The sequence below is a fragment of the Micromonospora psammae genome (assembly GCF_036902725.1).
In the GTDB taxonomy this organism is placed as follows: Bacteria; Actinomycetota; Actinomycetes; order Mycobacteriales; family Micromonosporaceae; genus Micromonospora.
The window spans coordinates 86,568-99,763 of sequence record NZ_JBAKHM010000006.1 but is presented as its reverse complement, the minus strand read 5'-3'; the positions used below and the strand labels follow the sequence as shown (position 1 = coordinate 99,763).

The 13,196-nt window shown below is 74.0% G+C and carries 14 protein-coding genes; 6 read left to right on the top strand and 8 right to left on the bottom strand.

Features of this window, described 5'->3' with window-relative positions:
* Positions 1 to 8 precede the first annotated feature (8 nt).
* Positions 9 to 857 (bottom strand): phytanoyl-CoA dioxygenase family protein, encoded by an 849-nt coding sequence (locus tag V6U79_RS11560; protein WP_334614639.1) that lies wholly within the window; start codon positions 855 to 857, stop codon positions 9 to 11.
* Positions 858 to 1,075: 218 nt separating this feature from the next.
* On the opposite strand from V6U79_RS11560, the gene V6U79_RS11555 reads away from it, so the two are divergent.
* From V6U79_RS11555 to V6U79_RS11545, 3 genes are all read left to right on the top strand, one after another.
* A complete protein-coding gene (locus V6U79_RS11555) occupies positions 1,076 to 1,795 on the top strand; it encodes a helical backbone metal receptor (RefSeq protein WP_334526683.1) in 720 nt (239 codons plus the stop codon).
* 287 nt (positions 1,796 to 2,082) lie between these two features.
* Positions 2,083 to 2,643: a hypothetical protein gene (locus tag V6U79_RS11550; protein WP_442933326.1), complete on the top strand. Its 561-nt coding sequence runs from the start codon at positions 2,083 to 2,085 to the stop codon at positions 2,641 to 2,643.
* A gap of 235 nt (positions 2,644 to 2,878) precedes the next feature.
* Positions 2,879 to 3,256 (top strand): FKBP-type peptidyl-prolyl cis-trans isomerase, encoded by a 378-nt coding sequence (locus tag V6U79_RS11545; RefSeq protein WP_334526821.1) that lies wholly within the window; start codon positions 2,879 to 2,881, stop codon positions 3,254 to 3,256.
* A gap of 115 nt (positions 3,257 to 3,371) precedes the next feature.
* Here V6U79_RS11545 and V6U79_RS11540 read toward each other — a convergent pair whose 3' ends face one another.
* Positions 3,372 to 3,737 (bottom strand): anti-sigma factor antagonist, encoded by a 366-nt coding sequence (locus tag V6U79_RS11540; protein ID WP_334526677.1) that lies wholly within the window; start codon positions 3,735 to 3,737, stop codon positions 3,372 to 3,374.
* Between the two features lie 172 nt (positions 3,738 to 3,909).
* On the opposite strand from V6U79_RS11540, the gene V6U79_RS11535 reads away from it, so the two are divergent.
* Positions 3,910 to 4,929, top strand: coding sequence for an SMP-30/gluconolactonase/LRE family protein (locus V6U79_RS11535; protein WP_334614638.1), 1,020 nt, complete (start codon positions 3,910 to 3,912; stop codon positions 4,927 to 4,929).
* Between the two features lie 87 nt (positions 4,930 to 5,016).
* Here the strand turns inward: V6U79_RS11535 and V6U79_RS11530 are convergent, their stop codons facing one another.
* The 4 genes from V6U79_RS11530 to pdhA all read right to left on the bottom strand — a co-directional run bounded on the left by V6U79_RS11530 (position 5,017) and on the right by pdhA (position 10,220).
* Entirely contained in the window at positions 5,017 to 6,288 is a 1,272-nt protein-coding gene (locus tag V6U79_RS11530) for a L,D-transpeptidase (RefSeq protein WP_334614637.1), read from the bottom strand.
* A gap of 385 nt (positions 6,289 to 6,673) precedes the next feature.
* Positions 6,674 to 8,002 (bottom strand): dihydrolipoamide acetyltransferase family protein, encoded by a 1,329-nt coding sequence (locus V6U79_RS11525; RefSeq protein WP_334614636.1) that lies wholly within the window; start codon positions 8,000 to 8,002, stop codon positions 6,674 to 6,676.
* Positions 7,999 to 9,015 (bottom strand): alpha-ketoacid dehydrogenase subunit beta, encoded by a 1,017-nt coding sequence (locus V6U79_RS11520; RefSeq protein ID WP_334526666.1) that lies wholly within the window; start codon positions 9,013 to 9,015, stop codon positions 7,999 to 8,001. The genes V6U79_RS11525 and V6U79_RS11520 overlap by 4 nt, the downstream gene beginning before the upstream one ends.
* Positions 9,015 to 10,220: a pyruvate dehydrogenase (acetyl-transferring) E1 component subunit alpha gene (pdhA, locus tag V6U79_RS11515; protein WP_334614719.1), complete on the bottom strand. Its 1,206-nt coding sequence runs from the start codon at positions 10,218 to 10,220 to the stop codon at positions 9,015 to 9,017. Before pdhA ends, V6U79_RS11520 begins: the two co-directional genes overlap by 1 nt.
* A gap of 72 nt (positions 10,221 to 10,292) precedes the next feature.
* On the opposite strand from pdhA, the gene V6U79_RS11510 reads away from it, so the two are divergent.
* On the top strand, positions 10,293 to 10,799 hold the full coding sequence (locus V6U79_RS11510) for an Lrp/AsnC family transcriptional regulator (RefSeq protein ID WP_334614635.1): 507 nt from the start codon (positions 10,293 to 10,295) through the stop codon (positions 10,797 to 10,799).
* 3 nt (positions 10,800 to 10,802) lie between these two features.
* On the opposite strand, the gene V6U79_RS11505 is transcribed toward V6U79_RS11510, so the two are convergent.
* A complete protein-coding gene (locus V6U79_RS11505; RefSeq protein WP_334614634.1) occupies positions 10,803 to 11,777 on the bottom strand; it encodes a DNA polymerase domain-containing protein in 975 nt (324 codons plus the stop codon).
* A 114-nt stretch (positions 11,778 to 11,891) separates the two neighbouring features.
* Between V6U79_RS11505 and V6U79_RS11500 the strand changes: the two genes are divergently transcribed.
* Positions 11,892 to 12,512 (top strand): L-threonylcarbamoyladenylate synthase, encoded by a 621-nt coding sequence (locus V6U79_RS11500; RefSeq protein ID WP_334526658.1) that lies wholly within the window; start codon positions 11,892 to 11,894, stop codon positions 12,510 to 12,512.
* A gap of 117 nt (positions 12,513 to 12,629) precedes the next feature.
* Here V6U79_RS11500 and V6U79_RS11495 read toward each other — a convergent pair whose 3' ends face one another.
* On the bottom strand, positions 12,630 to 13,175 hold the full coding sequence (locus V6U79_RS11495) for a hypothetical protein (protein WP_334614633.1): 546 nt from the start codon (positions 13,173 to 13,175) through the stop codon (positions 12,630 to 12,632).
* Between the last annotated feature and the right edge of the window lie 21 nt (positions 13,176 to 13,196).

Genomic DNA, 13,196 nt, shown 5'->3' with positions numbered 1-13,196 from the left:
GGGTGCGGTCAGGCCGCGCCCATCACCAGGCCCTCGATGGTGTGCTTCTGCGTGATCGGTACCAGTTCGTCGACGATCGGGCAGCGCAGGTGGGCGCGGGCCAGTTCGGGCAGGTTCGCCCAGTAGTCCCGGGTGACCGCCATGTCGTGCCGTTCGGCGTTGCCCGCGCCGGGCGCGTCCACGCCGAGCACCAGCACCGGCCGGGCCAGCGCGGAGCGGTTCGGGGTGCCCCGGTGCACGGTGAGCGCGGAGCGGGCCGAGATGTCGCCGCGCTGCGGGTACTTGCGCACCGCCCGCCCCTCGTACCGGTCGTAGCGCTCGCGGGGCGGGAACATCTCGTGGTCGAAGTCGGCGCCGTCGTCCCACTGGGTGCCCGGGGCGATCTCGAACGGGCCCATCTCCTCGACGGTGTCCACGGTCGTCAGGTTGAACGCCAGCGAGGTCAGCCGGCGCTGCCGGCGGGTCTCCTCCGGCATCGGGAAGTCCCGGTGCCAGGGCTGCATGGCCGCGCCGGGGAACGGGATGTCGAAACCCAGCTCGACGATCTCGTACTCCGGGCCGAGCACCGCCCGGCTGACGGCGACCACCCACGGGTGGGTGACCAGGTCGGCGAAGCCGCGCAGCTGCTCCGGGTGGATCTCCACGTACCACCGCTCGGCCCCGCGGCCGACGGCGCCGTCGGGGCGGGAGCGGGCCTCCCGGAACGCGGCGTCGATGTCCTCGCGGACCTGGTCGACCCAGTCGACGGAGAAGGCGCCGCGGCAGGCGGTGATGCCGTCGCGGTAGAGGTCGCCGAGCGCCTCCACCGGCGTCTCATCCGGGTCCGTGGGCAGGGTGGTGGTGGCTGGGACGGTCATGGGTCCTCCTCGGGGCGACGGACCCACCGAGTATTACAACGTTGTAGAGGACGGGGCAAGAGAGGGTGCCGTGCGGCTCAACGCCAGACCACCATCTCCGACAGCGGGCAGCCCCGCAGCGCCTCGTCGGCGTCGACGCCGTACCCGGGGAGGGGAAGGATGGGCCGGGTGGTGGGGCCGTCCGCCCGGAGCGGCCCGCCGATCGGAGGGGGAACGCCGTGCGCGTGGTGTCGCTGGTGCCGTCGCTGACCGAGGCGGTCGCGGTGACCGTGCCGGAGGTGCTGGTCGGGGCCACCGACTGGTGCACCCGACCGGAGGGGCTGGACGTGGCCCGGGTCGGCGGCAGCAAGTACCCGGACCTGGACCGGGTGCTGGCGCTCCGCCCGGACCTGGTGCTGCTCAACGTCGAGGAGAACCGCCGCGCCGACGCCGACGCGCTGGCCGCGGCCGGGGTGCCGGTCCGGGTCACCTACCCGCGCACCGTGGCGCAGGCGCTCACCGAACTGGCCGACCTGCTCGCCGCGCTCGGCGTCACCGGCGAGCCGGACTGGCTGGTCGCCGCCCGGCGGGCCTGGGCCCCGCCGCCCGTCCCGGTCGCCGCCCGACGCGCCGTCGTGCCGGTCTGGCGCCGCCCCTGGGTGGTGCTCGGTGGCGACACCTTCGCCGGCGACGTGCTGCGCCGGCTCGGCGTGGTCAACCTCTACGCCGACGACCCCGAGCGGTACCCCCGACCCGACCTCGACGCGCTGCGCGCCCGGAACCCGGAGCTGGTGGTGCTCCCCGACGAGCCCTACGCGTTCACCGCCGACGACGGCCCGGAGGCCTTCCCCGGCACCCCCTGCGCACTGGTCTCCGGCCGCCACCTCACCTGGTACGGCCCCTCCCTGGCCGAGGCGCCCGCGCTGCTCGCCGCACAACTCGCCGATCCGGTGACCTGAGGCGCCGGGGACGCGGGCCCGCCCGACCGGACCCCGCTCCTGTCCCGTGCGTCACAACCTCTTCACGGTGACCGTACGGCCGCCGTGACCAGGAGCTTCAGCGGCGGTGGACGGGGCCTGGACGGCCGACCGGACCGCCCCGGGCCGGGGCGAAGGTCCCGGGCGGAGGCCGCCATCAGGGGTCGAAGGTCCCGCCCCGGGCGTCCCGGTCGGCCCTGACCGGAACGCCCCGACCGGAGTGGGATGAAGGTGCCACCGAGAAGCGCGGTGCCAGGCAGAGAGAGGACGTGGACATCATGACCGCGACGACACAGCGGACCACCACCGCCGACACCATCGCTCCGGCGGCCGAGACCACCCGCGAGCACGCCGCCCGGTACGTCTGGGCCGGCACCCGGATCGCACTGGGTTGGATCTTCCTCTGGGCCTTCCTCGACAAGGCCTTCGGCCTGGGTCACACGACCGAGTCGAAGAGCGCCTGGATCAACGGGGGCAGCCCCACCAAGGGTTTCCTGAGCTTCGGCGCGGCCGGCCCGTTCAAGGGCGTCTACCAGGACATCGCCGGCGCGACGTGGGCGGACTGGCTGTTCATGATCGGTCTGGCGGGGATCGGCGTGGCCCTGCTGCTGGGCATCGGGATGCGCATCGCCGCCGTGGCCGGTGGGCTGCTGCTGGTGCTCATGTGGACCGCCGTCCTTCCCCCCGAGAACAACCCCTTCATGGACGACCACCTGATCTACGCCGCGGTGCTGGCCGGCCTGGCCCTGGTCGGCGCGGGCGACACCCTCGGCCTCGGCCGGACCTGGGCGAACCTGCCCCTGGTCAGGAAGTACGGCTGGCTCAGGTAGCCGATCCACCCGGGAGGGCGCCACCGGCGGTGGCGCCCTTACCGCGCGTCCGGGTCCTGGACGATCCCGTTCGATGGCCGGCCGGGTGCCGCGCCCGGCCGGTCGCGTTCGGGGACTGGCGGGCATTCGCCGCTCACGATCCGGCAGGATCGACAGCGACACCGACGATGCAGGGCCGTGGCCGCGCCCGACGGGTGGGGCCGCCGCCACTACGGCAGGAGAGCAACAGATGAGCATGCCCCAGGCAGCCAAGCCCGAGGTCGGCCCGATCGAGGGCGCACCCCCGGCCGACCTCGTCATCGAGGACATCACCGTGGGCGAGGGCCCCGAGGCGAAGCCGGGTCAGCTGGCCAGCGTCCACTACGTCGGGGTGTCCCACTCGACGGGGCGCGAGTTCGACGCGTCGTGGAACCGGGGCGAGAGCTTCGAGTTCCCGCTCGGCGGCGGCCAGGTCATCGCCGGCTGGGACCAGGGCGTCGTGGGCATGAAGGTCGGCGGCCGGCGCCGGCTGACCATCCCGCCGCACCTGGGCTACGGCAGCCGCGGCGCCGGCGGCGTCATCAAGCCGAACGAGACCCTGGTCTTCGTCGTCGACCTGCTCGACCTCCGCTGACCGGCCGCGGGGCCGCCGGTGGTGCCGGCGGCCCCGCCACCAGCGGGCCGGCCGTTGCAGGCAGGTCGTCGATCCGGTCGCCGCACCGGCTCCCCGGGGGGCCTCGCCGGCCCGGTCAGGCCGCGACCAACGGGGCGCGCCCGGCCGACGGCAACGGCACGCTCCGCACCACCGGGATGACCCGGTGCAGGCCGGTGGCCCGCAGCACCCGGGCGACCGTCGGGTCGGGGTCGACCAGGACCAGCTCGCCGCCACGGGCCCGGACCCGCAGGTGCGCGGCGACGACCGCGCGGACGCCGGCGGCCGAGAGCACCCGCACGCCGGAGAGGTCGAGCCGGAGCACCGGACGGGCCGGCGCGGCCCAGAGCGCGACCCGGAGGGCGCCCACCGAAGCGACGTCGATCTCGCCCGCCACCCGCACCTCGACCGCGTCGTCACCCACGTCGAGCCGCACCCGCAGCCGGTCACCGCACTGTTCCACGAGGACGAAACTAGCCGCCGCCACCGACACTTCCGGTCCTGCCGGGGTCGGGTTCCGGGTACGTCCAGGGTCGACCCCGGGTGGTCCCGGATCCGTCTCAGGGTGACGCCGCCCGCCCGCCGACACGCCGGCCGGGGACGACGGAACCGCATCGGCGGGTGAGAATGATCCGATGGTCGTACCGCGGCAACGCCCGCCCCGCCTGATCCGGCCCGTCCGCGAGCCGGCCACCGCCCCGCCGCCGCTGGACGGCGTCTGGGCGCCCACCGACGTGCGGCTCGACCGGGCCGAGGTGCTGCCGCTGCCGCCCGGAGCGCGCGGCCCCGAGGACGTGCTCGTCGACCCGGACGGCCGGGTGGTCAGCGGCGACGAGGACGGCCGGCTCTGGTGGTGGCCGGCGGACGCGCCGGCGGGCACGCCGCCGCGGCTGCTCGCCGAGACCGGGGGCCGTCCGCTCGGCATCGAACTCGACCCGACGGACGGCACGCTGGTGGTCTGCGACGCGTACCGGGGTCTGCTGCGGGTCACCCCGGACGGCGCGATACGCGAGCTGACCGGCGCCGCCGCGCCGGTGCACCTGGCCGACAACTCCGCCGTCGCCCGCGACGGCACCATCTACTTCACCGACTCCTCCGACCGCTGGCCGCTGTCGCACTGGAAGCACGACCTGCTCGAACACCGCCCCAACGGTCGGGTGCTGGCGTACCACCCGGGCAGCGGGCGCACCGAGGTGGTCGCCGCCGGGCTGTACTTCCCCAACGGGATCGCGCTGACCCCGGACGAGTCGGCCCTCATGCTGGTCGAGACGAGCACCCACCGGTTGGTCCGGGTCGGCCTGCCCGACGGGGTGGTGACCGTGCTCGCCGACCTGCCGGCGTACCCGGACAACGTGGCCGCGGTGGGCGACGGGACGTACTGGATCGCGCTGCCCAGCCCGCGGCTTGCGGTGGTGGAGAAGCTGCTGCCGCACCCGCGGCTGCGCCAGCTGGTGGCGATGCTGCCCGACGTGGCGCGTCCCCAGCCTCAGCGGTACGGACTGGTCGCGCTGGTCGACGGCGCGGGGACGGTGCTGCGGACACTGCACGGACCCACCGGCGCGTACCCGATGGTCACCGGCGTCCGCCAGCACGGCGACCAGCTCTGGCTGGGCAGCCTGACCGGCACCGGGATCGCCCGGGTCGACCTGTCCTGAGTCCGACGCCGCCGCGTACCCCCGGACGTGGGCGACCGGCCCGCCGGCTGGCGGACCGGTCGCACCCGGCCGCTCCTCCCCGTGTCGTCAGCCGCCGCTGGCCGACGGCGCGGGCGCGGGCGCGGATCCCCCGGCCACCGCCCCGGGGTGCCCCGGGTTCAGGGTGGGCGCCGGTTTCAGGCCGGGCGGCACGGGCAGCGCGCTGCCCTTGACGAACTCGTCCCAGCTGACGTTCCAGGCGGTCCAGCCGTTGCCCTGGTCCAACCGCACCTCGGTGCCCTTGACGGTCACCAGGTCGCCGACCTGGGTGATGCCCATCAGCCAGTCCGCCGCCGTCGCCGACACGTTGGTGCAGCCGTGCGAGACGTTGATGTTGCCCTGATCCCCCTCCGACCACGGCGCGGCGTGGATGAACTCGCCGCCCCAGGTGAGCCGCTGGGCGTCCTCCACGTCGACCACGTAGGGGTCGGCCGACCCCCGGGTGTCGAAGGTGGTGAAGTCGTGCTTCTCCATGATCACCATCTTGCCGCTCGAGGTCGGGGTGCTCGGCTTGCCGAGACTCACCGGGATCTTGCGGAGCAGCTTGTGGTCCTGGAAGACCGACATCTGCTTCGTGGCGTTGTCGATCTCGAGGGCCACCTGCCGGCCGATCTTCGAGGTGGACCGGCGGTCGTCGTCACCGATGAACTCCTTGCCGATCGGGAGCCCCGCCAGTCCCGACCGCACGCTGATCTTCGTGCCGGGCTTCCAGAAATCCGGCGCCCGGTATTCGACCTGCTTGCCGTCGGCCACCCATGACCAGGTACCCGGCTGCGGCGGGTCGGTCTTCACGAACAACCGCCGTTGCACCACCGCCCGGGCCTCTTTGGGAATGGGCGGATCGAATGCGACCGTCACCGGGATCGCGGTGCCGTACGTCTGATTCCCGGCGAAATACAACGTGCTCTGTATCGCCTGTCTGGTCGATTTGGGCGACGTGGTGAAGGTCGTCCGCCCGACTGTGGTCCGCCCCTTCTTCCCGGTGGCGGTCACCTCCGCGGTGTAGGTCCGACCGTTCTCCAGCGGGGTGCTCGGCACCCAGCTCGACCCGTCCTCGCGCGGCTCCCCCGAGACCTGCTTGCCCTTGTCGTCGGTGAGCTTGACGCCGGTGACCCTCCCGTGGCTCACGCTCGTCCCGACCTCCGCGCTGATCGGGACGTCCCTCGTCCGGTCGGCGGGGGTCAGCGCGACCGCGGGGTCCACGACCCTGCCCGGCGCCTCACCGGCGGCCTCCTTCCGGTCCGCGGTGCACCCGCCGAGGATCAACGGCGTGGCTGCGATGGTCACCGCCAATAGCGTCAGTCGCCGCCTCACATCCATATTCCGCCCCCCCCGTTTCAATTCCCCTTGGCCACATTCTGTACGGCGCTTCTGGGCCCGTGGCGCACTTTCGCGGGAAATACTCGGAAACGGTCGGGCTTTTGGTCGCCGGTGTGCTGGACGCGATTACCCGGCCCGCCCGTCCCGGAATCGGGGGCGCTGGGTGGTCCGCGTCCCGCCGTCCCGACTCGGACCGGTCAGTCCCAGCCCAGGGTCGCTCCTACCGGCGGTCCGGTCGTTTCCCCGCCGCCGGATTCCCGGCCGACCGAGCGGAGAACACCTCCCCCGCCCACCCCGACAGCCGGGTCGGGAGACGCCCGAACCGGACAGCACGCGCTGAAGCGGCGGAGCCGGCCGGTCCGGCCGGCTCCGCCGAATGTGCCGCTCAGACGTTGGCGACCAGCAGCGCCGGCTGCTCGACGCAGTCGGCGACGTGCCGCAGGAAGCCGCCCGCCACGCCACCGTCGCAGACCCGGTGGTCGAAGGTGAGGCTGAGCTGGGTCACCTTGCGCACGGCCAACTGCCCGTCGACCACCCAGGGCTTGTCCACGATCCGGCCCACCCCGAGCAGCGCCGCCTCCGGGTGGTTGATGATCGGGGTGGAGCCGTCCACCCCGAACACGCCGTAGTTGTTGAGCGTGAACGTGCCGCCGGTGAGCCGCGCCGGCGGCAGGGTGCCCGCCCGTGCGGCGGTGGTGGTCTCCACCAGCGCGGCGGCCAGCTCACGGGTGGTGAGCCGCTGGGCGTCGCGCAGCACCGGGACGATCAGGCCCCGGTCGGTCTGGGCGGCGATGCCCAGGTGCACCCCGGCGGACTGGACGATCCGCTGACCCTCGGTGTCCACGTGGGCGTTGAGCTGCGGGAACTTCCGTAGCCCGCTGAGGCAGATCCGGGCCAGCAGGGCCAGGATGCTCACCGGCTCGTCCGGGGTGGCGGCGTTGATCGCGCGGCGGGTCTCCAGCAGACCGGTGGCGTCCACGTCCACCCAGATGGTCACCTCGGGGATCTCCCGCCGGCTGCGGGAGAGCTTGTCGGCGATCACCTTGCGGATGCCGGTGAGCGGGATGACCACGTCGCCGTCGCCGACGGGAGCGAGGCCGACGTGCGCGGCCGGCTGGTCCGGCACGGCGGCGAGCCGGGTCGCGGGGGCGGTGGTCCGGGCGGCCTCGACGTCCGCCCGCCGGACCACGCCACCGGGGCCGGTGCCGCGCAGCGTCGCCAGGTCCACGCCGTGTTCCTTCGCCAACCGGCGGACGATCGGCGAGATGACCAGCGGGGCGGTCCCCCCGGCAGCGGCCGGGCTCGGCGTACCGCCGGATTCGGGGGCGAGGGCCAGCCGGGGCCGGCGCCGCCGCCGGCCGGCGCCGCCGTGACCCGTGCCGTACCCGATCAGGACGTTGCCGGAGCCGGCCCGCTCCTCCTCGCGGTAGGTGGCGTGCGCGGCGGGCTCGTCGCCGCCGTCCAGCGGCGCGATGGTGATCAGCGGCTGGCCGACCGGGCGGACCTCACCGGCCGCGCCGTGCAGGGCGACGACCCGACCCGCGTACGGGCAGGGCACGTCGACGACGGCCTTGGCGGTCTCCACCTCCACCACGCTCTGGTCCACCGTGACCACGTCGCCGACGGCGACCCGCCACTCGACGATCTCGGCCTCGCTCAGCCCCTCGCCCAGGTCGGGCAGGAGGAAGACCTGCGTCCGGTCGACGGTGGTCATGCGGCGCTGCCCTGGGACAGCCAGCGAGAGTCGGGCTGGTCGTCCCACTGGAGGCGGGCCACGGTGTCCAGCACCCGGTCCACCGAGGGCAGGTGGGTGTGTTCCAGCATCGGCGGCGGATACGGGATGTCCAGGCCGGACACCCGCAGCACCGGCGCGTGCAGGGCGTGGAAGCAGCGCTCCTGCACCCGGGCGGCGATCTCCGCCCCCACCCCGGCGAAGCCCTGCGCCTCCTGGATCACCACACACCGGCCGGTCCGCCGGACCGAGGCGGCGACGGTCTCGTCGTCGAACGGCACGATGGTGCGCACGTCCACCACCTCCAGGTCCCAGCCCTCCTCGCGGGCGGCCTCGGCGGCCTCGAGGGCGACCGGCACCGCCGGGCCGTACGCGACCAGGGTGGCGTCGCGACCGGGCCGGCGCACGACCGCCCGGCCGAACGGCGCGGTGGCCGCGGGCAGCTCCGCCTCGGCGCTGGAGAAGTAGAGCTTCTTCGGCTCCAGGAAGACCACCGGGTCGGGGTCGGCGATCGCCTCGCGCAGCAGCGAGTACGCGTCCTCCACGGTGGCCGGGGTGACCACCTTCAGCCCGGGGGTGTGCGCGTAGTACGCCTCCGACGAGTCGCAGTGGTGCTCGACCCCGCCGATGCCGCCGGCGTAGGGCACCCGGATGACGATCGGTACGCTGAGCGCGCCCCGGGTGCGGTTACGGAGCTTCGCCACGTGCGAGGCGATCTGCTCGAAGGCCGGGTACGCGAACGCGTCGAACTGCATCTCGACCACCGGGCGCAGCCCGGACATGGCCAGCCCGACGGCGAAGCCGACGATGCCGGCCTCGGCGAGCGGGGTGTCGAAGCAGCGCTTGTCGCCGAACCGGGCCTGGAGCCCGTCGGTGATCCGGAAGACGCCGCCGAGCTGCCCGACGTCCTCGCCGAAGACGAGCACCCGCTCGTCGTCGAGCATCGCGTCGGCGAGCGCGGCGTTGAGCGCCTTCGCCATGGTCATGGTGGCCATCAGGCGTCCCCCTCCGCGTCGCGGTCGGCGGCCAGCTCGGCGCGGACCTGCTCACGCTGCTCGACCAGCTGCGGGGTCGGCTCCGCGTAGACGTGCTCGAAGAGGCTGAGCGGGTCGACGGTGGGCTGCGCGTTCATCCGCTCGCGCAGGTCGGCGGCGTACGCCTCGGCCTCCTCGGCGATCGCGGCCACCGCCGCGTCGTCGAGCACGCCGCGGGCCCGCAGGTACGTCTCCAGCCGGGCCACCGGGTCGCGGTCGCGCCACGCCTCGACCTCGTCGGCGCCCCGGTAGCGGGTGGCGTCGTCGGCGTTGGTGTGCGCCTCCATCCGGTAGGTGTGCGCCTCCACCAGGTAGGGGCCCTTGCCGGCGCGGGCGTGCGCGACCGCGCGGGTGAGCACGGCGAGGACGGCGACCGGGTCGTTGCCGTCGACCTGCTCGCTGGGCACCCCGTAGCCGACCCCCTTGTACGCCAGGCTCGGCGCGGCGGTCTGCCGGGACAGCGGGACGCTGATCGCGTACTTGTTGTTCTGCACGAAGTAGACGACCGGGGCCTTGAACACGGCGGCGAAGTTGACCCCCTCGTGGAAGTCGCCCTCGCTGGTGGCGCCGTCGCCGATGAAGGCCAGCGCGACGGTGTCCCGCCCCTGGTAGGACTCGCCGTAGGCGAGGCCGGCGGCGTGCACGCACTGGGTGGCCAGCGGGGTGCACTGCGGCGCGGTGCGCACCTGGGTCGGGTCGTAGCCGCAGTGCCAGTCGCCGCGCAGCAGGGTGAGCACCTCGACCGGGTCGAGCCCCCGGGCGGTCAACGCCATCGACTCGCGGTAGGTGGGGAAGACCCAGTCGTCGTCGCGCAGGGCGAGGACGGCACCGACCTGGCAGGCCTCCTGGCCGCGCGAGGACGGGTAGACGGCGAGCCGGCCCTGCTTGGTCAGCGCGGTGGCCTGGGTGTCGAAGCGGCGCCCGACCACCATCCGCCGGTACATCTCGCGCAGCGCCTCGACGGGCGGCTCGGGGTAGTCGTCGCGGGGCGGCAGCGGGGCGCCGGTCGGGTCGAGCAGTCGGACCGGCTCGGTCTGCGGGAGCAGCCCGGCGGACGGGTCGGGCGGGGCCGGGGTGGCCGGCCGGCGGGTGCGCGGGGATGCCCTGCGGACCGCCTTGGGTGTGGTCGTCACGGCGGGGACCTCCTGGACGTGTGGTGCCCCTATGCTCGTGCTGTCGGATGATTGACTCAAGATCCACGGCGAACGTGGGACGAATGGCACCGCGTGGAGGCCGATGTGAGCCAGGAGACCCCCCGGGGACAGGACGCGGCGGGAGCGGCGGGACGTTCGGCCGGTCCCCTCGACGAGGTCGACCGGCGGATCCTCGGCGAACTGGTCCGCGACGGCCGCATCTCCATCCGCACCCTCGCCGAACGGGTGCACGTCTCCCGTACCAACGCGTACGCCCGGGTGGAACGGCTGCTGCGCGACGGCGTGATCACCGGCTTCCGGGCGCAGGTCGCGCCGGAGCCGGCCGGGCTGGGCACCTCGGCGTACATCTCCCTGACCATCGAGCAGAACACCTGGCGGGAGGTCTCGGCGGAGCTGGCCCGGGTGCGCTACATCGAGCACGTCGCGCTGCTCAGCGGGGAGCACGACGTGCTCGCCCTGGTCCGCGCGCCGGACAACGCCACCCTGCGGGACGTGGTGCTCAACCGGGTGCAGAGCATCGCCGGGGTGCTCTCCACCCGGACCTGGCTGGTCTTCGAGGAGTTCGACGGCTCGCGGAGCCCCTGGGAGTAGCCGTCAGCGCTCCGGCGGGGCTTCCAGCCCCTCGCGGTCGGCCAGCTCCAGCAGCGGCTGCAGCGAGAACCGCCGTTCGTCCAGCCCGGCGTGCGGATCGCCGCGTTCGGCGAACCGGGCCGGCATGCTCACCACGTCGAAGTCCTCGGGCCGCGCGTCGTCCAGCTCCGACCACTCCAGCGGCGCGGAGACCAACGCCGCGGGCGTCGGCCGGATCGAGTACGCCGAGGTCATGGTGTGGTCGCGGGCCATCTGGTTGTAGTCGACGAAGACCGGCCGGTCCCGCTGCTCCCGCCACCAGGTGGTGGTGACCAGGTCGGGGCGGCGGCGCTGCATCTGGCGGCCCAGCGCGAGCACCGCCCGCCGGCACTCGCCGAAGCTCCACCGCGGCTCGATCGAGAGGTAGACGTGCAGGCCGCGCCCACCGGTGGTCTTCGGGTAGCCGACCAGCCCCAGTTCGTCGAGGAAGGCGCGCACCTCGTGGGCCACCGGCACCACCTGGTCGAAGCCGACGCCCGGCATCGGGTCCAGGTCGATGCGGAGCTGGTCGGGGCGTTCCACGTCGGCGGCCGAGACCGGCCAGGGGTGGAACCGCAGGGTGCCCAGGTTGGCCGCCCAGGCCACCACCGCCAGCTCGCTCGGCGCGACCTCGTCGGCGGTCCGCCCGCTGGGGAAGGTGATGTGCGCGGTGCGCACCCAGTCGGGGGCGCCGGCGGGCAACCGCTTCTGGTAGAACGCGTCACCCCGGTTGTCCTGCCGGGTGCCGATCTTCGCACCCTCGAAGACACCGCGCGGCCAGCGTTCCAGCATGGTCGGCCGGTCGCGCAACGCGCGCAGGATGCCGTCGCCGACGGAGAGGAAGTAGCGCACCACGTCCAGCTTGGTCAGGCCCCGCTCCGGGAAGTAGGGCTTGTCCGGGCTGGAGACCCGGACCAGCCGCTCCCCGACCCGGATCTCCTCCGCCGCCGTCGTCGCCACGCCTCACACCGTAGCGGCCACCGCCACCGCGCGCGCCCGGCTCACCGGGACGCCACGACAGCCGGGGTGGCCACCGATGCCGCGCACCGGCGACGCCGCTTCTAAGCTTCCGCCATGGCGACGTACTTCGACGTGCACCCGGACAACCCGCAACCGCGGACGATCAGCCGGGTGGTCGACCTCGTCCGCTCCGACGGGCTGATCGCCTACCCGACGGACTCGTGCTTCGCGCTGGGCTGCCGGATGGGCAACCGGGACGGCATCGACCGGATCCGGGAGATCCGCCAGCTCGACAGCCGGCACCACTTCACCCTGGTGTGCCGGGACTTCGCGCAGCTCGGCCAGTTCGTCCAGATCAACAACGCCCTGTTCCGGTCACTGAAGGCGGCGACCCCGGGCAGCTACACCTTCATTCTGCCGGCGACGAAGGAGGTGCCGCGCCGGCTGCTGCACCCGAAGAAGAAGACGGTGGGGGTCCGCATCCCCGACCACACCGTGGCCCAGGCGTTGCTGAGCGAGCTGGGCGAGCCGCTGGTGTCGAGCACCCTGCTGCTGCCCGACGAGGCCGAGCCGATGACCCAGGGCTGGGAGATCAAGGAGCGGCTCGACCACGTGGTCGACGCCGTGATCGACTCCGGCGAGTGCGGCACCCTGCCGACCACGGTGATCGACTTCTCGCAGGACGAACCGGAGATCGTCCGTCGGGGCGCCGGGGACCCGGCGCGCTTCGAGTAGGCCGCCGCCTGATCCACTCCGTTCGCGGCGGGTGGCGGTGTCCGCGGCTCGGCATACCGCCACCCGCCGCGAACCGTGCCGAGCGCGCCCGGTGAGCGCGGCGACGGACGGGGTGGGTCAGGGCGTCTGGTCGTCCAACGACGGCAGCGGCAGCAGCACGGCCGTGCTGCCGGCGCCCCGCTCGGAGTGCGCGGGCGGCGGCAGGCCGCCGCCCGGTGCCCGGCTGTGCAGCCGGCCCGCCCCGGCCGGCCCGGCGCGCCGGGAGACCTCGCAGGTGACCTGATGGATCGGCGCGGGCGGTACGCCGAAGCGGCCCGGTCCCCAGCGCACCCAGATCGCGACGCGGCCGGCCGCCGCCTCCGCCGCCAGCTTGTCCCAGGTGCGCCGCCGGTCGGTGTGGTCGACCTCGATGACCACGGGCGGCCCGTCCGGTCGGGCACACGCCACATCCAGCACCGAATGCTGGTGGGCCAGCGGCGGCGGCAACGGCACCACGCTCGGGGCCCGGCGGTAGACCCGCCAGCCCTGGTCGCCCGCCCAGGCGAGCACGGACTCGATGATCCGCGCCGTCACCGCGTCGGTGGTCAGGTCGACGAAGGTCAGCCCCGCGAGAGCGCGCCCGAGCGACGCCGCCAACTGTTCCCCGTCCTGCCCGCCGTTCATGGACGCAGGGTAGCGACTCGC

Excerpts from the sequence above, each read along its gene's own strand:
- V6U79_RS11560 (WP_334614639.1), bottom strand. The coding sequence starts at position 857 with ATGACCGTCCCAGCCACCACCACCCTGCCCACGGACCCGGATGAGACG.
- V6U79_RS11545 (WP_334526821.1), top strand. The coding sequence starts at position 2,879 with ATGCCCCAGGCAGCCAAGCCCGAGGTCGGCCCGATCGAGGGCGCACCC.
- V6U79_RS11535 (WP_334614638.1), top strand. The coding sequence starts at position 3,910 with ATGGTCGTACCGCGGCAACGCCCGCCCCGCCTGATCCGGCCCGTCCGC.
- V6U79_RS11530 (WP_334614637.1), bottom strand. The coding sequence starts at position 6,288 with ATGGATGTGAGGCGGCGACTGACGCTATTGGCGGTGACCATCGCAGCC.
- V6U79_RS11525 (WP_334614636.1), bottom strand. The coding sequence starts at position 8,002 with ATGACCACCGTCGACCGGACGCAGGTCTTCCTCCTGCCCGACCTGGGC.
- V6U79_RS11520 (WP_334526666.1), bottom strand. The coding sequence starts at position 9,015 with ATGGCCACCATGACCATGGCGAAGGCGCTCAACGCCGCGCTCGCCGAC.
- V6U79_RS11500 (WP_334526658.1), top strand. The coding sequence starts at position 11,892 with ATGGCGACGTACTTCGACGTGCACCCGGACAACCCGCAACCGCGGACG.
- V6U79_RS11495 (WP_334614633.1), bottom strand. The coding sequence starts at position 13,175 with ATGAACGGCGGGCAGGACGGGGAACAGTTGGCGGCGTCGCTCGGGCGC.